Source organism: Mesorhizobium sp. M8A.F.Ca.ET.057.01.1.1 (assembly GCF_003952565.1).
In the GTDB taxonomy this organism is placed as follows: Bacteria; Pseudomonadota; Alphaproteobacteria; order Rhizobiales; family Rhizobiaceae; genus Mesorhizobium.
In genome coordinates this window covers 5,449,944-5,474,832 of record NZ_CP034454.1, presented here as the reverse complement: position 1 = coordinate 5,474,832, position 24,889 = coordinate 5,449,944, and the positions used below count along the sequence as shown (strand labels likewise).

23 protein-coding genes, 1 pseudogene and 1 riboswitch are annotated in these 24,889 nt (G+C 63.1%); of the genes and pseudogenes, 15 read left to right on the top strand and 9 right to left on the bottom strand.

What is annotated here, in order from left to right; translation table 11 throughout:
• The first annotated feature begins 8 nt into the window (after positions 1-8).
• The 3 genes from EJ077_RS26090 to EJ077_RS26080 all read left to right on the top strand — a co-directional run bounded on the left by EJ077_RS26090 (position 9) and on the right by EJ077_RS26080 (position 2,176).
• Positions 9-554, top strand: coding sequence for a thioesterase family protein (locus EJ077_RS26090; protein WP_208697413.1), 546 nt, complete (start codon positions 9-11; stop codon positions 552-554).
• Between the two features lie 125 nt (positions 555-679).
• Positions 680-1,315 carry a S24 family peptidase gene (locus EJ077_RS26085; protein ID WP_208697411.1) on the top strand — a complete coding sequence of 212 codons (636 nt, stop codon included), beginning with the start codon at positions 680-682 and terminating at the stop codon, positions 1,313-1,315.
• 9 nt (positions 1,316-1,324) lie between these two features.
• Entirely contained in the window at positions 1,325-2,176 is an 852-nt protein-coding gene (locus EJ077_RS26080) for a thermonuclease family protein (protein WP_367142346.1), read from the top strand.
• Here the strand turns inward: EJ077_RS26080 and EJ077_RS26075 are convergent.
• Positions 2,142-3,788, bottom strand: coding sequence for a lysine--tRNA ligase (locus tag EJ077_RS26075; protein WP_208697409.1), 1,647 nt, complete (start codon positions 3,786-3,788; stop codon positions 2,142-2,144). The two genes, EJ077_RS26080 and EJ077_RS26075, sit on opposite strands and share 35 nt — an antisense overlap.
• Before the next feature lie 159 nt (positions 3,789-3,947).
• Here EJ077_RS26075 and EJ077_RS26070 point away from each other — a divergent pair, with 159 nt between their 5' ends.
• Complete coding sequence (locus tag EJ077_RS26070) at positions 3,948-4,361, top strand: tellurite resistance TerB family protein (protein ID WP_208697408.1); 414 nt, start codon at positions 3,948-3,950, stop codon at positions 4,359-4,361.
• 44 nt (positions 4,362-4,405) lie between these two features.
• Here EJ077_RS26070 and EJ077_RS26065 read toward each other — a convergent pair whose 3' ends face one another.
• On the bottom strand, positions 4,406-5,254 hold the full coding sequence (locus tag EJ077_RS26065; RefSeq protein ID WP_208697407.1) for a transporter substrate-binding domain-containing protein: 849 nt from the start codon (positions 5,252-5,254) through the stop codon (positions 4,406-4,408).
• 257 nt (positions 5,255-5,511) lie between these two features.
• On the opposite strand from EJ077_RS26065, the gene EJ077_RS26060 reads away from it, so the two are divergent.
• The 3 genes from EJ077_RS26060 to EJ077_RS26050 all read left to right on the top strand — a co-directional run bounded on the left by EJ077_RS26060 (position 5,512) and on the right by EJ077_RS26050 (position 7,726).
• Positions 5,512-6,243, top strand: coding sequence for a helix-turn-helix transcriptional regulator (locus EJ077_RS26060; protein ID WP_208697406.1), 732 nt, complete (start codon positions 5,512-5,514; stop codon positions 6,241-6,243).
• A 98-nt stretch (positions 6,244-6,341) separates the two neighbouring features.
• Positions 6,342-6,980: an acyl-homoserine-lactone synthase gene (locus tag EJ077_RS26055; protein WP_208697405.1), complete on the top strand. Its 639-nt coding sequence runs from the start codon at positions 6,342-6,344 to the stop codon at positions 6,978-6,980.
• Positions 6,977-7,726, top strand: a complete 750-nt coding sequence (locus tag EJ077_RS26050) for an enoyl-CoA hydratase-related protein (protein WP_208697404.1) — start codon at positions 6,977-6,979, stop codon at positions 7,724-7,726. The genes EJ077_RS26055 and EJ077_RS26050 overlap by 4 nt, the downstream gene beginning before the upstream one ends.
• Positions 7,727-7,795: 69 nt before the next feature.
• On the opposite strand, the pseudogene ppk2 reads toward EJ077_RS26050, so the two are convergent.
• Positions 7,796-8,704: pseudogene (ppk2, locus tag EJ077_RS26045) on the bottom strand (polyphosphate kinase 2).
• Between the two features lie 156 nt (positions 8,705-8,860).
• Here ppk2 and EJ077_RS26040 point away from each other — a divergent pair.
• The 3 genes from EJ077_RS26040 to EJ077_RS26030 all read left to right on the top strand — a co-directional run bounded on the left by EJ077_RS26040 (position 8,861) and on the right by EJ077_RS26030 (position 12,074).
• Positions 8,861-10,126 carry a sensor histidine kinase gene (locus EJ077_RS26040; protein ID WP_208697403.1) on the top strand — a complete coding sequence of 422 codons (1,266 nt, stop codon included), beginning with the start codon at positions 8,861-8,863 and terminating at the stop codon, positions 10,124-10,126.
• A 117-nt stretch (positions 10,127-10,243) separates the two neighbouring features.
• Positions 10,244-10,969 carry a phosphate signaling complex protein PhoU gene (gene phoU / locus EJ077_RS26035; RefSeq protein ID WP_208697402.1) on the top strand — a complete coding sequence of 242 codons (726 nt, stop codon included), beginning with the start codon at positions 10,244-10,246 and terminating at the stop codon, positions 10,967-10,969.
• Positions 10,970-11,066: 97 nt separating this feature from the next.
• Complete coding sequence (locus EJ077_RS26030) at positions 11,067-12,074, top strand: magnesium and cobalt transport protein CorA (protein WP_208697400.1); 1,008 nt, start codon at positions 11,067-11,069, stop codon at positions 12,072-12,074.
• 76 nt (positions 12,075-12,150) lie between these two features.
• Here EJ077_RS26030 and EJ077_RS26025 read toward each other — a convergent pair whose 3' ends face one another.
• Positions 12,151-12,669, bottom strand: a complete 519-nt coding sequence (locus EJ077_RS26025; protein WP_208697399.1) for a GcrA family cell cycle regulator — start codon at positions 12,667-12,669, stop codon at positions 12,151-12,153.
• 356 nt (positions 12,670-13,025) lie between these two features.
• On the opposite strand from EJ077_RS26025, the gene EJ077_RS26020 reads away from it, so the two are divergent.
• From EJ077_RS26020 to EJ077_RS26010, 3 genes are all read left to right on the top strand, one after another.
• Positions 13,026-14,225 carry an aspartate aminotransferase family protein gene (locus EJ077_RS26020; protein WP_208697397.1) on the top strand — a complete coding sequence of 400 codons (1,200 nt, stop codon included), beginning with the start codon at positions 13,026-13,028 and terminating at the stop codon, positions 14,223-14,225.
• Positions 14,226-14,241: 16 nt separating this feature from the next.
• Positions 14,242-15,153, top strand: coding sequence for an ornithine carbamoyltransferase (gene argF, locus EJ077_RS26015; RefSeq protein WP_208697395.1), 912 nt, complete (start codon positions 14,242-14,244; stop codon positions 15,151-15,153).
• Between the two features lie 112 nt (positions 15,154-15,265).
• Entirely contained in the window at positions 15,266-16,297 is a 1,032-nt protein-coding gene (locus EJ077_RS26010; protein ID WP_208697393.1) for an Hsp33 family molecular chaperone, read from the top strand.
• Positions 16,298-16,467: 170 nt separating this feature from the next.
• Here the strand turns inward: EJ077_RS26010 and apaG are convergent, their stop codons facing one another.
• On the bottom strand, positions 16,468-16,860 hold the full coding sequence (gene apaG / locus EJ077_RS26005) for a Co2+/Mg2+ efflux protein ApaG (protein ID WP_027146773.1): 393 nt from the start codon (positions 16,858-16,860) through the stop codon (positions 16,468-16,470).
• Positions 16,861-17,080: 220 nt separating this feature from the next.
• Here apaG and EJ077_RS26000 point away from each other — a divergent pair, with 220 nt between their 5' ends.
• Positions 17,081-18,232 (top strand): ceramide glucosyltransferase, encoded by a 1,152-nt coding sequence (locus EJ077_RS26000; protein ID WP_208697391.1) that lies wholly within the window; start codon positions 17,081-17,083, stop codon positions 18,230-18,232.
• Between the two features lie 27 nt (positions 18,233-18,259).
• Here EJ077_RS26000 and EJ077_RS25995 read toward each other — a convergent pair whose 3' ends face one another.
• Entirely contained in the window at positions 18,260-19,450 is a 1,191-nt protein-coding gene (locus EJ077_RS25995; protein WP_208697389.1) for an O-succinylhomoserine sulfhydrylase, read from the bottom strand.
• 56 nt (positions 19,451-19,506) lie between these two features.
• A riboswitch (SAM riboswitch) is annotated at positions 19,507-19,584 on the bottom strand.
• Positions 19,585-19,725: 141 nt separating this feature from the next.
• Between EJ077_RS25995 and EJ077_RS25990 the strand changes: the two genes are divergently transcribed.
• Complete coding sequence (locus EJ077_RS25990) at positions 19,726-20,820, top strand: 2'-deoxycytidine 5'-triphosphate deaminase (protein ID WP_208697387.1); 1,095 nt, start codon at positions 19,726-19,728, stop codon at positions 20,818-20,820.
• Positions 20,821-20,871: 51 nt separating this feature from the next.
• Here EJ077_RS25990 and araD1 read toward each other — a convergent pair whose 3' ends face one another.
• The 3 genes from araD1 to mmsA all read right to left on the bottom strand — a co-directional run bounded on the left by araD1 (position 20,872) and on the right by mmsA (position 24,879).
• On the bottom strand, positions 20,872-21,864 hold the full coding sequence (araD1, locus tag EJ077_RS25985) for an AraD1 family protein (RefSeq protein ID WP_208697386.1): 993 nt from the start codon (positions 21,862-21,864) through the stop codon (positions 20,872-20,874).
• 202 nt (positions 21,865-22,066) lie between these two features.
• Positions 22,067-23,350 carry a multiple monosaccharide ABC transporter permease gene (mmsB, locus tag EJ077_RS25980; protein ID WP_208697385.1) on the bottom strand — a complete coding sequence of 428 codons (1,284 nt, stop codon included), beginning with the start codon at positions 23,348-23,350 and terminating at the stop codon, positions 22,067-22,069.
• On the bottom strand, positions 23,347-24,879 hold the full coding sequence (gene mmsA, locus EJ077_RS25975) for a multiple monosaccharide ABC transporter ATP-binding protein (RefSeq protein ID WP_208697384.1): 1,533 nt from the start codon (positions 24,877-24,879) through the stop codon (positions 23,347-23,349). Before mmsA ends, mmsB begins: the two co-directional genes overlap by 4 nt.
• Positions 24,880-24,889: the final 10 nt, after the last annotated feature.

Sequence of the window (24,889 nt, the reverse complement as noted above, 5' to 3'; positions counted from 1 at the left end):
ATCGCGTCATGTATGTCTGGGCGCGCATGGCGCGCATGCTGGCCACGGCGCGCAGCCGTGGCCCCTATGTGATGGGTGGTGAAGGCCGGCTGGCCTTTCGCTGCCTGCCGACCGACATCGATTTCAACGTCCATCTCAACAATGCGCGCTACATGATGCTGGCCGACCTTGGCCGCATCGACCTGTTTGTCCGCGCCGGCCTCATCACGCTGGCGCGCAAGAACGGCTGGGCGCCGATGATGGGTGGGCTGCAGGCGGTCTACGCCCGTGAGATCCGGCTGTGGCGGCGCTTCGAAGTGGTGTCCTCTATCGAGACCTGGGAAGGCACCCAGGTCATCGGCAAACACCGTTTCGTCCTCGACAATGGCGAGACGGCCGCGCTGACCCTGACGACGGCCGGGGTCTATGAGCGAAAGGCGCGCCGCTTCCTCGACATTGACGAGGTTGTCGCCGCACTTGGCCGGGCGGTGAACCCGCGTCCACCGACAGAGGCGGAACGCATTTTCATGACGTCGCACCAGGGCCTGCGCGGCCTGGCAAAGGCGGGCGATTAATCTTGGCAATCGGCCTTTCCCCGGCGGACAAGAATGTGCGCCTCGGGTGCGCGGCCGGTGGACAAACCCGCGCTCGAAGACTAGAAGGAAGAGGCATTTTTTCCTGTTTCGAAGGAGAGCACGTCATGCTCTCGCACGACCGCGTCTGGGCTGCCATCGATGCTCTTGCCGAGCGCTATTCGCTTTCGGCGTCGGGTCTGGCAAGGCGCGCGGGACTTGATTCAACCGCCTTCAACAAATCGAAACGCCTGTCCTCGGACGGCCGGCCGCGCTGGCCTTCGACCGAATCGCTGGCCAAGATCATCGAGGCGACGGGCGCTTCGCTGGACGAATTCACGGGACTGATCGAAGGCCGGGGCGCATCGCCCGTCAGCCGGCGCGCCGTGCCGTTGCTCGGCTTTGCCCAGGCAGGCGCCGGCGGCTTCTTCGACGATGCCGGCTTTCCGGCGGGGCAGGGCTGGGATCTCGTCGAATTGCCGGCGCAATCGACCGAAAGTTCCTATGCGCTGCAGGTGCAGGGCGATTCCATGCTGCCGCTCTACCGCAATGGCGACGTCCTCATCGTCGAGCCGGGCGCCGCCACGCGCAAAGGCGATCGCGTCGTCGTCAAGACGACGTCAGGTGAGGTGATGGCCAAGGTGCTCGAGCGCCAGACCGTCAAGTCGATCGCGCTGGTCTCGCTCAATCCGGAGCATCCGGATCGCGACATCCCCATGCGCGAGGTCGAATGGGTGGCGCGGATCGTCTGGGCAAGCCAATAGGTGCAACGGGTGCGACTTCCTCATCTTGTCATGGCGGTTCTGATGGTTCCGGTGATGGCGGCGCTGGTCGTTGTCGGCGGACGCACGCTGAAGGGCAGCGAAAGCACTGTTGCGGTGGATCAGATCGATCCCGGCGCCGATACGCTCCCGCAGGCTGACACCGGGACGGTGCCGGAAGAACCTGCCACCTCCGCCATACCCGCTCCGCAGCCGCCAAAGCCGGGGGTGCATTCGCGGGCGATCGATCCGGATGTCGTCGCGCCGCCGGAAATGCCCGCAGGAGAGCTCGAGCGGGTCGAGCCGCGCGAGCCGTTGAGCAAGTTGGCGCTCGCCGTGCCGCCCAAGCCGAAGATGCCCGACGACTGGCACGGCACAAAGCTGTTCCAGCCGGTCGCCCCGGCCGCCGGCCTGATCGAGGCGAAAGGCTATTCGGTCGCCATTACCGGCATCGATGTCGTCGGGCAGGACGAGACCTGCACCACCGATGGCAAATCCTGGCCGTGCGGCGTCCGTGCCCGCACGGCATTCCGTTCCTTCCTGCGCGGCCGCGCCGTGGTCTGCCTGGTGCCGCCGGAAGGTGGTCGCGACCTGATCGCGGCGGAGTGCCGGATCGGCAAGCAGGATGTCGGTCAATGGCTGGTCGAAAACGGCTGGGCGCGGGCCGCCAAGGGCGGGCCCTATGTGGAAGCCGGCGACAAGGCACAAAGTGCGAAGAAAGGCATTTTCGGAGCGGCGCCGAACCTCGCTGGTATCTCGGCTGCGCCGGCCGCCACCGCCCCGGCGCCTCAGGCGCCGGGTTCGATCCTGGAAGAGGATGGCGGCGTTCTCAAGCCAGCTGACCAGCCAACGCCTTCTGAATGAGCGAGCGGGTCTCGGTGACGCCGTAGAGGGCGGCGAAGGATCCGAAGCGTGGGCCGCGTTCCTGGCCGATCAGCACCTGATAGATCATCTGGAAGAAGGCGCCTGAAACGCCGGGGCCGCCTTCCGGGCTCTGCTTGGAATGATCCTGGTAGCGTTCGATCTTGCGCGCCACGTTGAGCGAGGCGTTCTGGATCGCCTCGCCGCCGGCGTCCGCCGGCAAGTCGGCAAGCGCCTTTTCGAGAGCCACCAGCGCTTCGCGCTCGACCTCGTCGGCCGGGCGAAAGGTTTTCGTCGGCTTCACGAAATCGTCGAAATAGCGGATCGCATAGCCCGTCAGCCGGTCGAGTTCGGGATGGGTGGCGGGCGTCACGCCCTGCACGTGGCGCGAGATGAAGCCCCACAGCACATCCTTGTTCTGTGCATTGGAGGCGCTGACCAGGTTGAGCAGCAGCGAGAACGGCACCGGCATGTCGATGGCGGGCGGATTGCCGTCATGCATATGCCAGACCGGGTTGCCCAGCCGCTCCTTCCACTCTTGGCGGGGATAGGCCGCGAGGAAAGTGTAGTATTCGTCGACCGCCCGGGGGATGACGTCGAAATAGAGCTTCTTCGCCTGCCTGGGCCGCTGGTACATATAGAGCCCCAGGCTCTCGGTCGGCGCATAGGTCAGCCATTCGTCGATGGTCAGGCCATTGCCCTTCGACTTGGAGATCTTCTGGCCGTTCTCGTCGAGGAACAGCTCGTAGACGAAATGCTCCGGCGCCCGCCCGCCCAGTATGTTGCAGATGCGGTCATAGACCACCGCATTGGTCTGGTGGTCCTTGCCGAACATCTCGAAATCGACGCCGAGGGCCGCCCAGCGCATGCCGAAATCCGGCTTCCACTGCAGCTTCACCCGGCCGCCGGTGATGACAAGCGTCGTCTCGGTGCCTTCATCGTCGAAGGTGATGGTGCCGGCCTTGGCGTCGACATGCTTCATGGGAACGTAAAGCACGCGCCCGCTCTTCGGCGAAATCGGCAGGAAGGGGCTGTAGGTCGCCTGCCGCTCCGGCCCAAGCGTCGGCAGCATGACCGCCATGATCTGGTCGTAGCGTTCGGCGGCGCGCAAAAGCATCGCATCGAAGCGGCCTGACTTGTAATACTGCGTCGCGCTGGCGAATTCGTAGTCGAAGCCGAACGTGTCGAGGAAGCGGCAGAGCATGGCATTGTTGTGGTCGGCGAAGCTCGCATAGTCGCCGCCGAAAGGGTTGGGCACCGATGACAGCGGCTTGTGCAGATACGGCTCGAGCGCTGCGCGATCCGGCACGCTGTCGGGTATCTTGCGCATGCCGTCCATGTCGTCCGAAAAACACAGCAGCTTGGTGGCGACCTTGTCCTGCGTCAGCACGCGGAACGCATGGCGCACCATGGAGGTGCGCGCCACTTCGCCGAACGTGCCGATATGCGGCAGGCCCGACGGTCCATAGCCGGTCTCGAACAGGATCGTTTCGGGAAAGTCGGTGCCCTTGTAGCGTTCGATGATCTTTTTGGCTTCCTCGAACGGCCACGCCTTGCTCTCGGCCGCAGCCGCCAGCAGTTCGGGATTGAGATCGATGATGTTTGATCCCGCCATGGTCCTGTTTTCCAAAATTATTCGCCGCTCGGGCTGCAAGTGTCGATTTTCAACCGGTCTCTAGGCGCGCATGGCCGGAGCGTCAACGCGTGGGGCGCTTTTTCCTTGCGGCCTCAGGCTCCCCTTCCTACCTTCGGAGCCCGTTCAAGGAGTAAAGGAATGCCGTCGCCCACCCCGCACGAAGCCCTGATCTATCTGATGGTCATCACATCGGCCTCCGACCGTGAAATGACCGATGTCGAACTGGCCAGGATAGGCGAGGTTGTCCGCTCGTGGCCGGTGTTCGAGGATTTCAAGCAGGACCGGCTGGTTGCCGTGGCTCAGGCTTGTCAGAAGCTGTTGCATGAAAAGGATGGCCTGGAGGGTGTCCTCACCCAGGTTGCCGAAGCGCTGCCGGAGCGATTGCGCGACACCGCCTATGCGGCGGCTTTCGAAGTGGCCGCCGTCGATCTCGAAATGCGCATGGAGGAAGTGCGGGTGCTGCAGTTGATCCGCCGCCAGCTCGATCTCGACACGTTGACCGTGGCGGCCATCGGCCGTGCGGCCAAGGCGCGGCTTCGCACGCTCACCTGAAGGCGAGCGTTACGCCCGGATCAGAAAAAGCTGACCGGGCCGGATCAGAAAAAGCTGACCGGGAAATAGCGCAGGTAGAATTCGGCGAACGTGCCTTTCATCGAAATCTCCTGCAGCGCGTAGTCGAGGGCCGCGGCCAGTGCCGGATTGTCCGCTCTCGTGGCGATCGCCATGCCGGTGCCCAGATATTCGGGCGCCAGGTAGGGGCCGCCGGCAAAGCGGCAGCAGCCGGCCGCGTCGGAGCCGCCGAGCCAGAAAGCGAAGCGCATGCCATCGCCGAAGGCCGCGTCGATCTTCCCGGCCTTGAGATCGCCGTAGAGGGCTTCCGGTTTGTCGAAGGGAACGACCTGGACCGTGCTGAAATAGTCGCGCAGCATGCGTTCATGCGCCGAGCCTGATATCACCCCGACGCGCTTGCCGTGCAATTTGTCGAAGATCGGTTCCGCCAGCGCCTTGTTCTTCGGCATGATGAAGCGCGCCGGGAATTGCAGGTAGGCGCGCGAGAAGGCGTATGTCTGGCGCGACTGCGGCGTTGCTGCAATGCCGGCGATGATCGCTTCGCCTTCGCCTTTCTCGAGCGCGCCTTGGAGCTCCGCCCAGGGCAGCGCCTGGATCTGGCACTTGTCGACGATGCCGAGCTCCGCGCAGATGGCGCGCGCCAGATCGATATGGAACCCCGACAGCTTTCCCGCGCCGTCGAGGAAATTGAAGGGTGGAAAATCCGTGGTCGTCAGGAACCGCAGCCGCGGCAGTGCCGAAAGGTCCGGCTTGGGCAGCCGCTCCTTGGCGTCCCACAGCACCGGTACCTGGGGCTCCGCGCGCGCTCCGGGAAACCAAGCCAGCGCCGCAATGAGCGCCACTGCCAGGACCTGGAACCTCCATTGGAACGCCACGATAGAACTCCCCGCACCGTGCTCGTGCCGGTTTTGGTACGAAAATGGTACAGGCACAATGCTTTTTGATTTCAACGCTTCGATTTCAGGATATGGTTCGCTGGGTTTGCAAACAGCGGTGGCTGCCCTGGTGGGGTACCAGGGTCGAGAACCACAACCGGAAGCGGGCGCTTTGCAATCCGTGGTCAGTGGCAAAGTGCCGGCAAGGCGCGGACCATGGGCTTTAATGCATGAGGCAACATGGGGTTGATGTTGCGATGAGTCAGTTCGATCGGACGCTGGAATACATAGACCAACTGCAGCACGCCGCGACGGCGGCCGCGGTCTGCGAGAAACTGTTGGGCGTAACAGCGGAGTTCGGCCTGACCGCGCTGATGGCCGGAACCGTTCCGAAGCCGGGCACGCCGACAGGTCAGCAAAAGCAGCATGTGCTGCTTTGCGACTGGCCGGTCGAATGGCTGGAGCGTTATGTGGCGCGCAACTATGTCGATCACGATCCCGTCGTCAGTCACATGAAGCAGCTGCAGGCGCCGTTCCAGTGGCGGGAAGCCGCCCAGGGCCTTCGCATCGACAAGAGCAGTGGCGAAGTGATGGGCGACGCCGGTGCCTTCAAGCTGCGTGACGGGCTCGCCTTCCCTCTGATCACGCTCGACGGTGAAATCGTCATGGTGTCCCTGGGAGGCGAGGCCGTGGAACTGTCGGCGGCCGAGTTCGGCCTCGTCTCGCTGGTCTCGACCTATGCGGTCGGCCGCGCCATGCAACTCCACACCATGGCCGGCAAGATAATCGACCATATCGAATTGACGCCGCGCGAGCGCGAGTGCCTGCAATGGGCCGCCGTCGGCAAGTCCGAATGGGAGATTTCGCAAATCCTCGGCATCTCCGAACACACGTCGGAGAAACATCTTCTTAACGCCAAAAGCAAACTCGGTGCCGTCAACCGGGTGCAGGCAGTCGCCGAGGCGATAAGGCGCGGCTACATTAGCTAGGTCGGCCGTGCAGGCCTAGAACTTCTCGCCTACGTGATCACGCAATTTTCGCATCGAAGCACGGCCGTATCTTCCCCTGAAACACAGGAGACTACGGAATGCTTTTTTGTCTTTCGACCAAGGAATTGATGGAACGCCCCGACCTCTGGGAGGCCGTCCATCGGCTGCGCTACCAGATATTCGTCGAGGAAATGGGATGGGAGGACCTGCGGCGCCCCGACGGATTTGAGGTCGACCAGTTCGATCATGAAGAGGCGGTGCATCAGATCGTCATCAGGGGCAATGAAGTCGCGGGCTATCAGAGGATGTTGCCGACCACGCGGCCGCATCTGCTGACCGAGGTGTTGACCGATCTCTCCGAAGGAACGCCACCGGCGGGTCCCAACATCTGGGAACTGACCCGCTATGCGGTGGCTCCGGGTTTTCGCGATGGCCGGCGCGGCGTCTCGACCGTTGGCACGGAGTTGATAGCCGGTTTCGTCGAGTGGGGTCTGAAGCGCGGCGTCGACAAAGTGATCATCGAGTTCGAGCCGATGTGGGTTCTGCGCGCATTGCAACTGCACTTCCTGGCGACGCCGCTCGGCTATCAGCGCACCTATGGCAACCAGCAGGTCGTGGCGACGCTGCTCACCTTCAACGAACACACGCTGGACGTGGTGCGGTCGCGCCGCAATCATCATGCACCCGTTCTGGCCAGGGGATATCCCGACATGTTCGGCCAAAGGAGGGCATCATGAACGCGCACCCGCAGCCTGAACTGCGCAATCACGCTCTGATCGTCACTGTGTCGTCGAATGACGGCCGGCCGGTGCTCGACAGGAGGGCCTATGAGAGCCTTGCCAGGACGTTCCACGAAGCCGCCGAGAACGATGAGGTGCGGGTCGTCGTGCTGCGCGGCCTGGCGGGCTGCTTCTGCCTTGGCGGCGACTTTTCCGAATTCCTGGATGCCACCAAGCATCAAAAGCTCATCGCCGCCGTCACCGACATGTTCCGCATGCTGGCGACGTTTCCGAAGCCCATCCTGGCCTGTGTCGACGGCGATGCCGTCGGCGTCGGTTGCACCATCCTGTTCCATTGCGACATGGTGATCGCGTCGGAAAAAAGCACGTTCCGGGTGCCGTTCGTCGATTTCGGCCTGGTGCCGGACGCGGCGACCAGCATCCTGGCGCCGCAGAAGCTCGGCTATGCCGGTGCTTTCCGCTTCTTCTGCCTCGGCGACACGCTTCGTGCCGAAGACGCAAGGGCGCTCGGCCTCGTCGCCGAGATCGTCCCGGAAGGCAGCGTCGAGGAGGCGACGCTCGGCCGGGCAAGACAATTGGCCAAAAAGCCGGTTGCGGCCTTGCTGCAGACGCGCGGCTTGCTCAAGGGCAACACCACGGCACTTTGCGAGCGCATCGACCAGGAGATATCGCTGTTCCAGCAGGCGCTGCAGGACGACGCGACGCTGCGACGGTTGCAGCGGATCGCGCGCCTGGCGGCCTAGCCGCCAGGCTGAGGAAAGAGGACATCCATCAACTGCGCCGCGCTGCCTTGGCCGCGCGGCGCCAAAGCGTCAGTCCTGCTTGCCCAGGAATGACGGGCCTTCGCCGATGATCTTCTTGTCTTCCTTGCCTATAATATCGAGATCGCGCCCCTCGTAGGGCAGCGACAGAAGGATGCGACGCATCACCGCCAGTCGCGCGCGGCGCTTGTCGTTGGCCCGCACGATGATCCATGGCGCGAACTCCTTATGGGTGCGCTCGAACATGCTGTCGCGCGCCTTGGTGTAATCGTCCCACTTGGTGATGCCGGCAATGTCTATCGGCGAGAACTTCCAGCTCTTCAGGGGGCTGTAACGGCGATCGTGAAAGCGCTCGAGCTGCGTCTCCTGGCCGATGTTCAGCCAGAATTTGAAGAAATGGATGCCGTCATTGACGATCATTCGTTCGAAATGCGGCGTCTCGTCGAGAAACTTCTAATGCTGTTCGGGGGTGCAAAAACCCATCACCGGCTCGACGCCGGCGCGGTTGTACCAGGAGCGGTCGAAAGTGACGAATTCGCCCGACGTCGGGAAATGGTCGGCATAGCGCTGGTAGTACCATTGCCCCAGCTCCGTCGGGGTTGGTTTGGTCAGCGCGACGTTGCGCGCCGTGCGCGGGTTGAGGTACTGGCGCACCACGAAGATCGTACCGCCCTTGCCCGCAGCGTCACGCCCCTCGAACAGCGCCATAACCCGCTTGCCGGTCGCCTGCAGCCATGCTTGCGCCTTGACCAGCTCGATCTGCAATTTCTCGAGCGTCTCGTCATACTCTTCGCTTTTCATCTTCTTGTCGTAGGGATACCCGCCCGCGGTCAGCTTGTTCTCCTCGACCCAGTCCGGAAGCTCGGGATTCTCGATATCGAACTCCCGTTCCTTGCCGCCGATCTTGATGTTCAGCGGACCAGAAGGTGGCGTGACGGAATTTTCCTTGGCTTTTTTCATGCAGACGAACCCTTTTAAGTGTCTGGACTCATGCTATTGGGAGCCACTACAGCGCCGCATGTCCATTTGGACGCGCAAACGACGCTGTAGCACTTTTGATTTGCGGTCCAGCGGAAGTTTCCGTCGCCGTGTGACCGGTGGAGGTTGGGCGCGCGAATGACTGACCTGGGCGCGGAGCAGAAGGGCACGGGGCAAGCCATGGCCGCCCGGCTGTGGAACAGCCGCTGGCTGCTTGCGGCCGGGGTCGTGGCGGTTCTGATCGCATATGGCTTCGCGGGTATTTCCGTCTACGCGCTGGTACCGGCTCTGCTCCTGTTGCTGGCGGCGGCAATATTGCCGGTGGCCGGTGCGCGCCATTCCGCCGAGAGCGCCGGGGCAATCGAGGCGATGGGCTTGCAGCGCCTGTCGGGTGAATTTCTCGCGGCCGCCGTCGCCGATCCGCTCATCATCTTCGACCAGGCCGCCACCATCGTCCACGCCAACGCCGCCGCCTTTGCCGCCTTTGGCGGCATCGCGCCCGGCATATCGCTGCCGCTGAAATTCCGGGCGCCGGAAATGCAGGCGCTGCTGGACAGTGTTTTGTCGGGCACCGTCGCTTCGGATGTTGTCGATTATACCGAGAAACTGCCTGTCGAACGGGCCTACCGAGTCAGCGCGTCATCGGTCGGGCATGGCACCGACCTCTATGTGCTGGTCTTCAAGGACCAGAGCGAGGCGCGACGCATAGACCGCATGCGCGCCGACTTCATCGCCAACGCCAGTCACGAGTTGCGCACCCCGCTGGCCTCGATCGCGGGCTTCATCGAAACGCTGCGCGGACCGGCCCGCAACGATCCCGCGGCGCGCGAGCAGTTCCTCCAGATCATGCAGAACCAGACCGGCCGCATGGCGCGCCTGATCGATGACCTGCTGTCGCTGTCGCGGCTGGAGATGAAGCCCTATCTGAGACCGGGAACCGAAGTCGATCTGCGCCAGACCATCGACAGCGTCATCGATTCGCTCGGACCGCTTGCCCGGGAAAACAATGTCGCCATCGAGCGCGATTTCGCCAAGGGGCCGCTTGATGTGCCGGGCGATCGCGACGAGCTGTTCCAGGTCTTCGAGAACCTTTTGGAAAACGCCTGCAAATACGGCCAGTCCGGCGGCCGCGTCGTGGTGTCGATCGCGCGCGGCGATGACGATTCCGAACCAGGTATCGACGTTACGATCAGGGATTTCGGCCCCGGCATCCCCGAGGAACATATCCCGCGCATCACCGAGCGCTTCTATCGTATCGATGTCGAGACCAGTCGGACCCAGAAAGGCACGGGACTTGGCCTGTCGATCGTCAAGCACATCCTGACGCGTCACAACGCCAGGCTGACGATCAGGTCCGAGGTCGGCAAGGGCGCCGCGTTCTCAGTCCATTTGCCGGCGCACTGATACTGCCCTAGTTTTCCACGGGACCGTTTCTTTTTTCTGTCATCCGGTTAGCGTATCAGCGGGGATTCGAGGAAACGACTCAAAATCAAGACACCCCCGTGGGAAGGCATTTCGTCCATGCAGTCCGTTCACACAATGAGCGCCTTTGACGAGGAACTGAAATATCTCTCCAAGCGCATCGCCGCGATGGGCGGCCATGCCGAGCGCATGGTCGAGCAGGCGGTCGCCGCTTTGGTCAATGCCGATCCGGGATTGGCTCAGAAGGTCATTCGCGATGACCTCGTGCTGGATGAGGGACAGCGTGAGATCGACGACAAGGCGATCGTCATCATCGCCAAGCGCCAGCCGATGGCGACGGACCTGCGCGAGATCGTCGGCGCCATCCGCATTTCGGCCGACCTCGAGCGGGTCGGCGACCTCGGCAAGAACGTCGCCAAGCGGGTGGTCGCCGTCATCGACGGCCGTCAGCCGACCAGCCTTTTCCGCGGCTTGGAGGCTCTGGCCAACCTGGCGCTGACCCAGCTGAAGGAAGTTCTCGACGTCTATGCGTCCCGTTCGGTCGACAAGATCGGCTTCGTGCGCGACCGAGACGACCAGATCGATGCCATGTATACGTCGCTGTTTCGCGAATTGCTGACCTACATGATGGAAGATCCGCGCAACATCACGCCCTGTACGCATCTGCTGTTCTGCGCCAAGAACATCGAGCGTATCGGCGATCACGCCACCAACATCGCCGAGACCATCTACTATATCGTCACCGGCGACCAGTTGCCGGCCGATCGGCCGAAAAGCGACAAGACGGACAAGATCGGCCTCCCCGCGGCGCTGCCGGTGAAGTGAATGCGCGTCCTCTCGAACGCTTGATCATATTGCGCTAAACTACCCCGAGATAAGCTTGCTGGTTCCCTGGGGAAGGCAACGCTTTCGGGAGGCCGCGATGGAATATGTCCGGGAGTTCAAGCCCTCGCCGCCGGCATCGGGCATCATCGCCTGCGGTGTCTATACCGCCGGGCGCCGCATCGCCGATATTCCGATCGAGGAAGCCGGCGATTGGGCCAAGAAATCGGGACACGTCGTCTGGATCGGGCTGCTTGAACCCGACCGCGAACTTCTGCTGCGAGTCCAGGCGCAGTTTCATCTGCATGAGCTGGCGATCGAGGATGCCGAGCATCCGCACCAGCGGCCAAAGATCGAGCAATATGGCGATGCCCTGTTCATCGTGGCCCGCACGGCGCAGCTGATCGACGGGCGCGTCACCTTCGGCGAGACCCATCTGTTTGTCGGCTCAGGCTATATCGTCAGCGTCAGGCACGGCCCGTCGACATCCTATGCCGCGGTGCGCCAGCACTGGGAGAGCTGCCCGCACTCGCTGGCCAAGGGCGAGGATTTCGTCCTTTACGCCATTCTCGACTTCATCGTCGACAACTACATGCCCGTGCTCGAGCAGATCGAGGACGAGGTCGAGGCGATCGAGGACAAGGTCCTGCTGAAGCCGATGACCGGCCCCGATATCGAGCGGCTTTACATGCTGCGCCGCGACCTCTTGCGCCTGCGCAACGCGGCATTGCCCCTGGTGGAAGTCTGCCGCCGGCTGACCAGCGCCGAGCTGCCGCAGATCCATTCGGCCATGCACCCGCTGTTCCGCGACGTGACGGATCACATCCGTACCGTCCAGGAGAAAATCGACAGTTTGCGCGAGGTGCTGGCCTTCGCCTTCGAGGCCAGTCTTCTGGTCGGTCAAAGCCAGGAAACGGCGATCTCCAAGAAACTCGCCTCGTGGGCGGCCATCCTGGCGGTGCCAACTGCATTCGCCGGCATCTACGGCATGAACTTTACCGACATGCCCGAGCTGAAGATGGAATATGGCTACCCGATGGTGCTGACCACCATCGCGCTGATCTGCTGCTTCCTGTATTGGCGGTTCAGGAAGAACGGCTGGCTGTGAAAGAGCGAATAGCGAATAGGGGGAAAGACTGCATTGCCCGCTCGCGGAAGCTCAATCAGTGGCTATTCCCTATTCCCTATCGGCTCTTGCGCCGCTCCGCCGCTGGCTGGAACGCCACGCGGGCATGGTACTTGCAGTAGGGACCGGTCTCGGCGGCTTCGTTGCCGCAGAAATTGAAGTCCTCCGAAAGCGGATCGCCGTTCGGCCATTTGCAGGTGCGCTCGGTCAGTTCGACGAGCTGCAGATGCCGTGAGATCGGTACCACGACGTTCTCGACCGGGCGGATGTAGTGTCTCGCCACGGGTTCGGCGTCGAATTGCGTCTGAAGGGCCGTCGCGCCGATCGAAGTCGTGACGTGACGTGCCGTGGTCGCGGCGCGTGCCACCGACTTCTGGACGGTCGATCCTTGCGATGCCTTCTTCTGGCGTGCCGGCGTCGCCGTCGCACGGCCGCGGCCCGACAGTTTCAGCCGGTGCACCTTACCGATGACCGCGTTGCGGCTGACCCCTCCAAGCTGAGCGGCAATCTGGCTTGCGCTCAGACCCTCCGACCACAGTTTTCTCAAGAGTTCTACCCGCTCGTCAGTCCAGTTCATGACCGCGCTCCTCATAAGCGTGCGGCAATCAGAATCCTTTCCCGACCCAGCACCACTGCTGGGGCAGACACCACATATATCTGGTGATTAGGTCCGCCGCACGAAATCTAGTTATTTCTTGACTACAACTACTCTATGCGCTGACTCGGTGACAAGAGTCCCAAGTGCAACACGAATCGGTTTTTTCGGTTTTCCCCAACTTGCCCGGTCGCTCATGAGCCGGCGTCGCGTCAGGGGGCTTGCCGCGCGTCGCTACGCGACGTTTTCGTTGACTTCATGACCGAAAAACACGATAAGCCGCAGAAGGCCGCCGCTTTGGCGGCTTTTTTGATTTTCCGGTACCGGAGACGCATATAATGAGCGGTTCGGCGCTTTACGAGACCTTTGCTCGCGCACCCCTGGCCTTCGACCATGGGGAAGGCACTTGGCTGGTTACCGACAAGGGCGAGCGATATCTCGATTTCGCCGGCGGCATAGCTGTCAATTCGCTTGGCCACGGCCATCCGCATCTGGTCGCGGCCCTCACCGAACAGGCGGCGAAACTCTGGCACGTCTCCAATCTCTATGAGATTCCGGGGCAGAGCCGGCTTGGCGAACGACTGGCTGATGCCACCTTCGCCGACAAGGTGTTCTTCACCAATTCCGGCGCCGAGGCACTGGAATGCGCGATCAAGACGGCGCGGCGCTACCACTTCGTCAAGGGACATCCCGAGCGCTTCCGCATCATCACCTTCGAAGGCGCCTTCCATGGCCGCACGCTGGCGACCATCGCGGCCGGCGGTCAGTACAAATATCTCGAAGGCTTCGGACCCAAGGTCGAAGGCTTCGATCAGGTAGGCTTCGACGACATCGACGCCGCTGAAAAGGCGATCACGCCCGAGACCGCCGCGATCCTGATCGAGCCGGTGCAGGGCGAGGGCGGCATCCGCCCGGTACCGACACAGTCGTTGAAGCGTCTGCGGCAGCTCTGCGAGCAGCACGGCCTGTTGTTGATCTACGACGAGGTCCAGTGCGGCATTGGCCGTACCGGCAAGCTGTTCGCGCATGAGTGGTCGGGTGTGACGCCCGACATCATGGCAATCGCCAAGGGCATTGGCGGCGGCTTCCCGATGGGCGCCTGCCTTGCCACCGATGAAGCGGCCGTCGGCATGACCGCCGGCGTGCACGGCACCACGTTCGGCGGCAATCCGCTGGCAATGGCGGTCGGCAACGCCGTCCTCGACGTCGTGCTGCAAGATGGATTTCTCGAGGATGTCCAGCGCAAGGCGCTGCTGATGAAGCAGGGGCTTGCGTCGATAGCCGACGAATTCCCCGAGGTGATCGAGGATATCAGGGGCACCGGGCTGATGCTCGGCCTCAAATGCGCGATGCCCAACGGCAAGGTCAACATGGCGCTGCGCGACCAGCATTTGCTGGCGGTTCCGGCCGGCGACAACGTCATTCGCCTGCTGCCGCCGCTCACCGTCACCGATGCCGAGATTCACGACGCACTCGGTCGCATCCGCGCTGGCGCCAAGGGCCTGTCGGAGGCCATTGCCTCCGCCGCCGCGAAGTAATCCGGAACCATTCCTGATGTCAGTTCGCCATTTCACCGATCTTTCCACCGTTTCCGAAGGCGATTTGCGCTTCATGCTGGATGATGCGGTGACGCGAAAGGCCCGTCTCAAGGCCGGCGAGCGGACCAAGCCGCTCGAAGGCAAGGTGCTGGCCATGATCTTCGACAAACCGTCCACGCGCACGCGCGTTTCTTTCGACGTCGGCATGCGCCAGCTTGGCGGCGAGACCATCATGTTGACCGGCACCGAGATGCAACTCGGCCGCTCCGAGACCATCGCCGACACCGCCAAGGTGCTGTCGCGCTATGTCGACGCCATCATGATCCGCACCACCTCGCATGAGCGGCTGCTGGAGTTGACCGAGAATGCCACCGTTCCGGTGATCAACGGGCTGACCGACGACACCCACCCCTGCCAGTTGATGGCCGACATCATGACTTTTGAGGAGCATCGCGGTCCGGTGGCTGGCAAGACCATTGCCTGGACCGGCGACGGCAACAACGTGCTGCACTCGCTGCTCGAGGCCTCGGCACGGTTCCGTTTCAACCTCAACGTCGCCGTACCCGAGGGCAGCGAACCGGCGCAGAAGCACATCGACTGGTCCAAGGCGCATGGCGGCAAGCTGCATTTCACCCGCTCGCCCGAGGAAGCCGTCGACCAGGCCGACTGCGTCGTCACCGACTGTTGGGTGTCGATGGGCCAGGAACACCGTGCCCGCGGCCACAATGTCTTCTCGCCCTATCAGGTCAACGCGGCGCTGATGGCCAAGGCAAAGCCCGACGCCCTGTTCATGCATTGCCTGCCGGCCCATCGCGGCGAGGAGGTGACCGACGAGGTCATCGACGGACCGCATTCGGTGGTCTTCGACGAGGCTGAGAACCGGCTCCACGCCCAGAAGGCCGTGCTTGCCTGGTGTCTCGGTGCTTGAAGTGTCTTGGCGCCTGAAATGCCCAGGCGCTTGATCTGCGGGGGCGCGATGCCTATCTGCGCCGCATCACGCAAATCAAGCGCGTTTGGACGCATGTGCCCACCAGGGCCGCATGGCCGCGCCCTGGAGCTTTGTCATGTTGGAAAGCCATCAAGTGACTGAACATCACCCCAAACTCGGCGAGTTCGGCTACGCCGGCGACGATCACGTCGTTCCCTTCGAAGTCGGTCCGCTCGACGTGCGTGGCCGCACGGTGCAGCTCGGGCCAATGCTCGACGCCATCCTCGGCCGCCACGACTATCCCGAGCCGGTCGCCCGCCTGCTGGCGGAAGCCTGTGTGCTGACGGTGCTGCTCGGCACCTCGCTCAAGTTCGAAGGCAAGTTCATCCTGCAGACCCGCACCGACGGGCCTGTCGACATGCTGGTCGCGGACTTTTCCACGCCCTCGGCGCTGCGCGCCTATGCGCGTTTCGACGCCGACCGGCTGGAGGCACTGATTGCGGCAGGAGAGACCTCGCAGCAAACGCTGCTTGGCGGCGGCGTGCTGGCGCTGACCATCGACCAGGGCGCCCATACGCAGCGCTATCAGGGCATCGTCCAGCTTGACGGCGAAACGCTGGAAGACGCGGCGCGCACCTATTTCCGCCAGTCGGAACAGATCCCGACGGATATCAGGCTCTCGGTCGCCAAGCTGCTGACGCCCGGTATCGGCGGTGCGCGCGAGCAGTGGCGCGCCGGCGGCATACTGGCGCAGTTCCTGCCGCAATCGCCCGAGCGCATGCGCGTTCCGGACCTGCCGGGTGGCGATGGCGATCCGCGCGAGGAAGTCCACGATCCGGCCGATAATTCCTGGCAGGAACTCCTGGCCTTGCTCGGCACGATCGAGCCGACCGAGCTGATCGACCCGACCATCGGCGCCGAGCGGCTGCTCTATCGCTTGTTCCACGAGCATGGCGTGCGCGTCTTCGGCGGCGTTCCCGTCACCGACCAGTGCTCATGCTCCAGGGACAAGATCCGAGGCATCCTCGAGGGCTTCTCCGCACAGGAGATCAAGGACAGCACCGAGGATGGCGGCATCCACGTCGCCTGCGAGTTCTGCTCGACCCAGTACGACTTCGATCCAGCCGAGTTTGCGGCTCAGTAAAGCCTTTCCTTCTCCCCGTTCCACGGGGAGAAGGTGCCCGAAGGGCGGATGAGGGGCAGCGCTAACTTCGGCGAATGCCCGCGCAGTCCCCTGCATGCGAGGAAGGAACAGAATCTCAGAAGTTGATGCTGCCCCTGCGCATTTCTCCCTTAGTGACGGGGAGAAAGATGCTAATTCACCGTGCGCCTTGTCCCAGGCAGATCGAGCGAGAAGGCGGGGATGGCGATGTCGAACGTCTCGCCGCGCTTGTTGCGCATCGTGTAGCGCCCGACCATGATCCCGGACGGTGTCGAGAGCGGGCAGCCGGACGTGTATTGATAGCTGTCGCCGGGGTTGAGTTCCGGCTGGTCGCCGACAACGCCTGGCCCGCGCACTTCCTCGACCCGGCCGGCGCCATCGGTGATGTGCCAATAGCGCGACAACAACTGCACGAACTCGTCCGACTGGTTGTCGATCGTTATCTGATAGCCCCAGACATAGCGGTTCTCCGAGGGATCCGAACGGTCCTCGAGATAAAACGGCCTGACCTGCACTTCGATGTTGCGCGTCACGGCGCGGTACATGAGCGGCTCCAAAACAATCCGATGACTTTCGGCGCTCCCGGTGAGCAGGTCAACGTGCGCGTCTTGTCGCGGCTGACCTTGAACCGCAGGTGCCGGCAAAGAATGTCATTTAAGTGACACACGATAATGGTGGTGTGCGCGAACCGGGCGACTCGGCGCTCTGTCGAACTGTTGAAAACGGCCACGCTGCGGGCCGCCTTTCCGGAGTGACCAGATCTCGATGGAACTCACCTTCATAGCCGCCTCGCTTTCGACCGCACTCATCCTTTCAAACGCCGCCAGCATTTTGCTCGCCGCTTCACAGTTGAAACGGCGCACCACGATCGCCCCGCCAGCCGGCAAGTCGCAACCGGTCTCGATCGTCGTCCCGTCGCGTGGCGTCGAGCCGTTCACGCATGAGACGCTGGAACGCGCCTTCGCCCTCGACTGGCCACGCTATGAGCTGATCTTCTGCGTCGCCCATGCCGACGACCCCGTGGTGAAACTAATAAACAGGGCGATTGCCCGGTTTCCCAAGGTGCCGGCCTGGCTACTGATCGGTGACGACCGCGTCAGCGCCAACCCAAAGCTCAACAATTGCGTCAAGGGTTGGGAAGCGGCGCGCCACAACTGGGTCATCCTTGCCGATTCCAACGTCTTGATGCCGAGGGACTATGTCGAGCACATGATGGCGGCATGGCGGCCCGACACCGGCCTTGTCTGCTCGACGCCGATCGGCTCGCGGCCCGAGGGTTTCTGGGCCGATGTCGAATGCGCCTTCCTCAACACATTGCAGGCCCGCTGGCAGTATGCCGGCGAGGCGCTCGGCCTCGGCTTTGCCCAGGGCAAGAGCATGCTGTGGAACAAGCCGATGCTGGATGCCAATGGCGGCATTCGCGCGCTGGCCGCCGAGATCGCCGAAGACGCGGCCGCCACGAAGCTGGTGAAAGGCCTCGGCTTGCACGTCAATCTCGTTGCGGCGCCCTTCGAGCAGCCGCTCGGCCAGCGCACGCTTGGCGTGATCTGGTCGCGCCAGGCCCGCTGGGCGCGCCTGCGCCGCGTCACCTTCCCGCTGTTCTTCGCGCCCGAAATCCTGACCGGCGCGGCGGTGCCTCTCGCGCTTGCCCTGGTTGCTGCGGCGAGCGCGGGCGTCAGCCTCTGGGCAACCGCGATTGCCGTGTTGGCGGCCTACTACCTACCGGAGTGCGCGCTGGCCTTGTCCAAGGGCTGGTACCTCTCGCCGCGCATGGTCGCGGCCATGATGGCGCGGGACGCGATGCTCCCAACCCTCTGGGCGCGCGGCTGGCTCGGCGGCGCCGTCGACTGGCGCGGCAACGCCATGACCATCCGCACCAAGGCGGCCGAACTGGAGGAGACGCCGTCGCGCGCCTGATCGCCGCGGACGACGCTCCCAAACAGCCTATTTAGCGGCCTTCAGCGCCTGCGCGATGTCTTCCAGCAGGTCGTCCGTATCCTCCAGGCCGACCGACAGCCTGAGCGTTCCTGGCCCGATGCCGAGTTCGGTGCGCGCCTCGTCGCTCAGATTCTTGTGCGTCGTCGTCGCCGGATGGGTGATCAGGCTCTTGGCATCGCCGAGATTGTTCGAGATCAGCACGATTTCGAGGGCGTTCTGCAGGGCGAAGGCCGCCGGCTTGCCGCCCTTGACGTCGAGGCAGATCAGCGTCGAGCCGCCCGACATCTGCTTCTTGACGACGGCGGCCTGCGGATGGTCGGCGCGGCCGGGATAGATGACGCGGGCGATCTGCGGCTGCTCGGCCAGGAAGTCGGCGATCCTGCCGGCGCTTTCCGTCTGCTGGCGCACGCGCAGCGGCAGCGTCTCGAGGCCCTTCAGCAAGGTCCAGGCATTGAAGGGCGACAGGCTGGGGCCGGTGTGGCGGAAATAGTCGTGCAGGTTTTCGTCGATCCACTTCTTGTCCGACAGGATGACGCCGCCGAGGCAACGGCCCTGGCCGTCAATATGCTTGGTGGCCGAGTAGACGACGATGTGCGCACCAAGCTGCAACGGCTTCTGCTGCAGCGGCGTGGCGAAGACATTGTCGACGACAAGCCGCGCGCCGATCGAATTGGCAAGCGAGGCGACGGCTGATATGTCGACGACTTCCAGCGTCGGGTTGGTCGGGCTTTCCAGGAAGAACAGCTTGGTGTTCGGCCTGACCGCCTTTTCCCAATTGGCGATGTCGGTGCCGTCGACCAAGGTCGCCTCGATGCCATAGCGCGGCGCCAGCGTCTCGACCACCCAGCGACAGGAGCCGAACAGCGCGCGCGCTGCAACGATATGGTCGCCGGCCTTGACGCTGCATAGAAGGGCAGCCGTCACCGCCGCCATGCCCGACGCCGTGGCGCGCGCATCCTCGGCGCCTTCCAGCGCGCACATGCGCTTTTCGAACATGTCGACGGTCGGGTTGGCGTAACGCGAATAGATGAAGCCAGGCTCTTCGCCCTTGAAGCGGGCCTCGGCCGCCTGGGCGGTCTTGTAGACATAACCCTGGGTCAGGTACATCGCCTCGGCGGTTTCGCCGAATTGGGAACGCAGGGTTCCGCCATGCACGAGTGCCGTCTGAGGTTTCCAGTTGCGCTTCTTGTTGCTCATCGCTTTGTTCCAGACACAAAAAAACCGGCCGCGAAAGTCGCAACCGGTCCATACGGCCTTGCGGCCCGACGGTCCTTTAGCGACTTGTTTAACGTGGCTGCAAGCCGACCGGCCAAATCACCACGGGATAACGACCCTTTAGACCCGCGCCACGCTTGCGTCAATTGCCGGCTTCATTAAGAGGTTTGTACCAAGGCAGGTTCCGCAAAAGTGCCCAGTGGTTTTGCGGCGAGAACCTGCACCAAAAGAGACCAGTCTTGGGGCGGAGCCAGACTTTGCGGCAGACAGGCATTCTTCCCGATCAGGACATTTCGGCGCTGTTCCAGTCCGGCGCGCTGAAGTCGCCGCGCGCGCTCGATGCCGATCAGATCCAGCCGGCGAGCCTTGATCTCAGATTGGGCGAAAAGGCCTGGCGGGTGCGCGCCTCGTTCCTGCCCGGCCCCAACCACAAGGTCTCGGAAAAGCTCGATCGGCTGCAACTCCACGAGATCAATCTGACCGAAGGCGCGGTTCTCGAAACCGGCTGCGTCTATATCGTGCCGCTGCTCGAAAGTCTGGCCCTGCCGGCTGGCATTTCGGCCTCGGCCAATCCGAAGAGCTCGACCGGGCGGCTCGACATCTTCACCCGCGTCATGACCGATCGCGGCCACGAGTTCGACAAGATCGCCGCCGGCTATCACGGTCCGCTCTATCTCGAAGTCAGCCCGCGCACTTTTCCGATCGTGGTGCGCACCGGTTCGCGCCTGTCGCAGATCCGCTTCCGCACCGGCAATGCACTGCTATCGGAAGCCGAACTGCATGAACTGCACCGCGCCGAAATGCTGGTCGCCACCGATCCGCCCAACATTTCCGGCGGCGGCATCGCGTTGTCGATCGACCTCAATGGCGATAAGGATGGGCTGGTCGGCTATCGCGGCAAGCACCACACCGGCCTCGTCGATGTGGACAAGCGTGCCGCCCAGGATGTCCTCGACTTCTGGGAGCCGATCCACAAGAGCGGCGCCGGCGAACTGGTGCTCGATCCCGACGAGTTCTACATCCTGGTGAGCCAGGAGGCGGTGCATGTACCGCCGCTCTACGCCGCCGAGATGACGCCCTTCGATCCGCTGGTCGGCGAGTTCCGTGTCCACTATGCCGGCTTTTTCGATCCGGGGTTCGGCCATTCGGCGTCCGGCGGCACCGGCAGCCGGGCGGTGCTCGAGGTGCGCAGCCACGAAGTGCCGTTCATCCTCGACCATGGGCAGATCGTCGGCCGGCTGGTCTACGAGCACATGCTGAAGCGGCCGCGGGCGCTTTACGGCACCGATCTCGGCTCCAACTACCAGGCGCAAGGCCTGAAACTGTCCAAGCATTTCCGCGCGGTGCGCTAAGGTCGACGCTGCCGATCTCCCCACGAGAGGGGGATCACGCCCTCGTGGCCTTTAAAGCGCCTTCACCGCCACCTTTACCGGCTTTTCGATTTCCAGCGGGTTGCGCAGCGGCAGGCCGAAATCCCCTGCCTCGATCTCGAATACGTCGCCGGCCTCCGTATTGACGCCGTCGGCGAAGGACAGCGTCGCGGTGCCGAACATATGCACATGCACGTCGCCCGGCTGGCGGAAGGCCGAATATTTGAAGTGGTGGTGTTCGAGATTGGCGATGGTGTGCGACATGTTCGTTTCGCCCGACAGGAACGGCTTCTCCCACAATGTCTTGCCGTCGCGCAGGATGCGCGACGTGCCGCGGATGTCCGAAGGCAGGTCTCCGATGAGGATTTCCGGCCCGAAGGAGGCATTGCGCAGCTTGGAGTGGGCGAGGAAGAGATAGTTCACGCGCTCGGTCACATGGTCCGAGAATTCGTTCGACAGCGTGAAGCCGACGCGGAACGGCGCGCCGTCGTCGCCGATGACATAGATCCCGGCGACCTCGGGTTCTTCGCCGGCATCTTTGGCAAAGGCCGGCGACATCAGCGCCGCGCCAGGAGCGACCGCCATGGTGCCGTTGCCCTTGTAGAACCATTCCGGCTGTACGCCGACCTGGCCTTTGGCGGGTTTGCCGCCTTCCAGCCCCATGCGGAACATCTTCATGGAATCGGTGAGCTGCTCTTCGCCGTCGGTGCTGAGCTTCTTGTGCATGGAATCGCGCGTCGCCGCCGACCCGAGATGCGTCAGCCCCGTGCCGGTCAGGTGCAGATGCGCCGGGTCGGGGTGATTGATCGGCGACAGGAGCCGTCCCCTCTTGTAGGCGGCGTCCAGATCGACCGTCTCGCCAAGTCCCTTGCGTTCGATCAGGGCGGCCAGGCCGACACCGGTGCGGGCGGCCTCCATCGCCAGCGAATAGACGCTGCGCGCGCCATTGATGATCCGGGTCTTCCCGCCGCTGCGGGCAACGACACGGATCGTCTCGGCGTCGTCGAGAATCTGCGAGATCAGCATGATCAGTCCTCTCTCATTTTTCCTTGTCCGGCTGCCATCGGCAAAATCCTGACCGGCGCGGCGCGGAAACGCGCCACGGTTGAAACGCTTCGTCCGGATTGCGTTCGCGAGCCTGGTCCTTCCCCGGACTTCTTGGTGCCGACGGGCTGCCGGCAGCTTCGCGATCTAGAACCCGTATGCCTCCTAGTCCTCGCCCCAGCCCTTAAGCCTTGTTCTTGTTGTAGACGTCGAAGATGACGGCCCCCAGCAGCACCAGTCCCTTGACCACCTGCTGCCAGTCCACGTTGACGCCCATGATCGACATGCCGTTGTTCATCACGCCCATGATGAAGCCGCCGACCACCGCGCCGATCACCTGGCCGACGCCGCCCATCGCCGAGGCGCCGCCGATGAAGACGGCCGCGATCACGTCGAGCTCGCTGCCGAGGCCCGCGGCCGGCACGGCCTGGCCGAGACGCGCGGCGATGATCAGGCCGCCGAGCGCCGACAGCACGCCCATATTGATGAACACCAGAAGCGTCAGCCGCTCGGTGTTGATGCCCGACAGTTGCGCCGCCTTGGGGTTGCCACCCATCGCGTAGATGCGGCGGCCGATGGTCATGCGCTTGGTAACGAAGACGAACAGCGAGATCAGCACGCCCATGACCAGCAGCACCACCGGCAGGCCCCTGTAGCTGGCGAACTCATAGACCAGGAACAGCGCCAGCGCGCTGGCAACCAGCGTCTTGATGACGAACAGGGGGAAGGGCTCGGCCTCATAGCCATGGCGCTCGCGCTTGCGCCGTGTCCTCACCCCGAAATAGGCATAGGCCAGCACGGCGATCAGCCCTAGCACCACCGTCGTCATGTGCAGTGTCAGGCCGCTGCCCAAAATGGTCTTGCCGGCCGCGTTTACCGTCGGCGCAATCAGCGTCAGCGGGCCGATCACATCAGGGATGAAGCCGGAGCTGAGTGCCTTGAAGCCGTCCGGAAGCGGACCCACCGAGGAGCCGCCGCCCAGCAGCGCCTGGCAGATGCCGCGGAAGATCAGCATGCCCGCCAGCGTCACGATGAAGCTCGGTATCCGGTGATAGGCGATCCAATAGCCTTGCGCCGCGCCGATCAGGCCGCCCACGATCAGGCAGACGATCGAAACCACCAGCGGATTGCTGAGCGGTCCGAGCTGCCAGATGACCATCATGTTTGCCGCCAGCGCGCCGATGAAACCGGCGACCGATCCGACGCTGAGGTCGATATAGCCCGAAACGATGACCAGCAGCATGCCCAGCGCCATCACGATGATGAACGAGTTCTGCTGCACCAGATTGCTGAGGTTGACCGGCTTGAACAGCGTTCCCGACGTGGTGAACTGGAAGAACAGCATGATGACGATCAGCGCGATAATCAGACCATATTCGCGTAGATTCGTCGTCAGCGCCGAGACGGCGATGCGTGGACGCTCTTCGGCGATGTTGCCTTGCGGCGCGGGGGCGCTTTCGGTGCTCATGCTGCTTTTCCTTCTCCCCGAACGATGGCCCGCATAATTTTTTCCTGACTCGCGTCCGCCGCGGGCATTTCGCCCACGATGCGCCCTTCGTTCATGACATAGATACGGTCGGTGATACCGAGCAATTCCGGCATTTCCGACGAGATGACCAGGATCGCCTTACCTTCAGCGGCGAGGCGCGCGATGATCGTGTAGATTTCGTACTTGGCGCCGACATCGATGCCGCGCGTCGGCTCGTCGAGGATGAGAACTTCCGGGTCGGCGAACAGCCATTTCGACAACACCACCTTCTGCTGGTTGCCGCCCGAAAGATTGCCGGTCATCTGATAGACGCTCGAAGCGCGGATATTGGTCTTCTTGCGGTAGTCGTTGGCAACGGCGAGCTCGCGCATGTCGTCGATCACGCTGTGGCGCGAGACGCCGCCCAGATTGGCCAGCGTTATGTTATGCTTGATATGATCGATGAGGTTGAGGCCATAGGTCTTTCGGTCCTCGGTCACATAGGCGATCCCGTGTTGGACCGCTTTGCTCACCGAGGAGACGTCGACCGCCTTGCCCTTGAGCAGCACTTCGCCGGTGATGCGGCGCCCATAGGAGCGGCCGAACAGGCTCATGGCGAATTCGGTGCGGCCGGCGCCCATCAGCCCGGCAATGCCAACCACCTCGCCCTTGCGCACGTTGAGGTCGATGCCCCTGATCACCTGCCGCTCGGCATGGATCGGGTGATAGACCGACCAGTTCTTCACTTCGAACACGACCTCGCCGATGTGAGGCTCGCGCGGCGGATAGCGGTCGTCGAGCGAGCGGCCGACCATGGAGGTGATGATGCGGTCCTCTGAAATGTCCTTCTTGGCCAGCGTCTCGATGGTACGTCCGTCGCGGATGACGGTAACCTTGTCGGCGACCCGGTTCACCTCGTTGAGCTTGTGCGAGATCAGGATCGAGGTCATGCCTTGCCGCTTGAATTCGAGCAGCAGGTCGAGCAGCGCCTGGCTGTCCTTTTCGCTGAGCGATGCGGTCGGCTCGTCGAGGATCAGCAGCTTGACTTCCTTGCTTAGCGCCTTGGCGATCTCGACCAGCTGCTGCTTGCCGACGCCGATATTGGTGATCAGGGTCTTTGGATCTTCCTTGAGGCCCACCTTCTTCAACAGCGCGCTGGTGCGTGCCTCGTTGGCGTTCCAGTCGATGACGCCGTATCTGGCGTGCTCGTTGCCGAGGAAGATGTTTTCGGCGATCGACAGCATCGGCACCAGCGCAAGCTCCTGGTGGATGATGACGATGCCCTTGTGTTCGCTGTCATGGATGCCTTTGAACTGGCATTCCTGGCCCTGAAAAATGATCTGGCCGTCATAGGTGCCGGAGGGATAGACGCCCGACAGCACCTTCATCAGCGTCGACTTGCCGGCGCCGTTCTCGCCGACAACAGCGTGGATTTCGCCTTCTTCTACGCTGAGGTTGACGTTCGACAGCGCCTTCACGCCGGGGAACGTCTTGGTGATGTCGCGCATCTCCAAAATCGTCGAGGTCATAAGGGCAAGC

Excerpts from the sequence above, each read along its gene's own strand:
- EJ077_RS26030 (WP_208697400.1), top strand. The coding sequence starts at position 11,067 with ATGGAATATGTCCGGGAGTTCAAGCCCTCGCCGCCGGCATCGGGCATC.
- EJ077_RS26060 (WP_208697406.1), top strand. The coding sequence starts at position 5,512 with ATGAGTCAGTTCGATCGGACGCTGGAATACATAGACCAACTGCAGCAC.
- EJ077_RS25995 (WP_208697389.1), bottom strand. The coding sequence starts at position 19,450 with ATGAGCAACAAGAAGCGCAACTGGAAACCTCAGACGGCACTCGTGCAT.
- argF (WP_208697395.1), top strand. The coding sequence starts at position 14,242 with ATGTCAGTTCGCCATTTCACCGATCTTTCCACCGTTTCCGAAGGCGAT.
- phoU (WP_208697402.1), top strand. The coding sequence starts at position 10,244 with ATGCAGTCCGTTCACACAATGAGCGCCTTTGACGAGGAACTGAAATAT.
- mmsB (WP_208697385.1), bottom strand. The coding sequence starts at position 23,350 with ATGAGCACCGAAAGCGCCCCCGCGCCGCAAGGCAACATCGCCGAAGAG.
- EJ077_RS26055 (WP_208697405.1), top strand. The coding sequence starts at position 6,342 with ATGCTTTTTTGTCTTTCGACCAAGGAATTGATGGAACGCCCCGACCTC.
- EJ077_RS26075 (WP_208697409.1), bottom strand. The coding sequence starts at position 3,788 with ATGGCGGGATCAAACATCATCGATCTCAATCCCGAACTGCTGGCGGCT.
- EJ077_RS26000 (WP_208697391.1), top strand. The coding sequence starts at position 17,081 with ATGGAACTCACCTTCATAGCCGCCTCGCTTTCGACCGCACTCATCCTT.
- EJ077_RS26050 (WP_208697404.1), top strand. The coding sequence starts at position 6,977 with ATGAACGCGCACCCGCAGCCTGAACTGCGCAATCACGCTCTGATCGTC.
- EJ077_RS26090 (WP_208697413.1), top strand. The coding sequence starts at position 9 with ATGTATGTCTGGGCGCGCATGGCGCGCATGCTGGCCACGGCGCGCAGC.
- EJ077_RS26070 (WP_208697408.1), top strand. The coding sequence starts at position 3,948 with ATGCCGTCGCCCACCCCGCACGAAGCCCTGATCTATCTGATGGTCATC.
- EJ077_RS26085 (WP_208697411.1), top strand. The coding sequence starts at position 680 with ATGCTCTCGCACGACCGCGTCTGGGCTGCCATCGATGCTCTTGCCGAG.
- apaG (WP_027146773.1), bottom strand. The coding sequence starts at position 16,860 with ATGTACCGCGCCGTGACGCGCAACATCGAAGTGCAGGTCAGGCCGTTT.
- EJ077_RS26040 (WP_208697403.1), top strand. The coding sequence starts at position 8,861 with ATGACTGACCTGGGCGCGGAGCAGAAGGGCACGGGGCAAGCCATGGCC.
- EJ077_RS26020 (WP_208697397.1), top strand. The coding sequence starts at position 13,026 with ATGAGCGGTTCGGCGCTTTACGAGACCTTTGCTCGCGCACCCCTGGCC.
- mmsA (WP_208697384.1), bottom strand. The coding sequence starts at position 24,879 with ATGACCTCGACGATTTTGGAGATGCGCGACATCACCAAGACGTTCCCC.
- EJ077_RS26025 (WP_208697399.1), bottom strand. The coding sequence starts at position 12,669 with ATGAACTGGACTGACGAGCGGGTAGAACTCTTGAGAAAACTGTGGTCG.
- araD1 (WP_208697386.1), bottom strand. The coding sequence starts at position 21,864 with ATGCTGATCTCGCAGATTCTCGACGACGCCGAGACGATCCGTGTCGTT.
- EJ077_RS26010 (WP_208697393.1), top strand. The coding sequence starts at position 15,266 with ATGGCCGCGCCCTGGAGCTTTGTCATGTTGGAAAGCCATCAAGTGACT.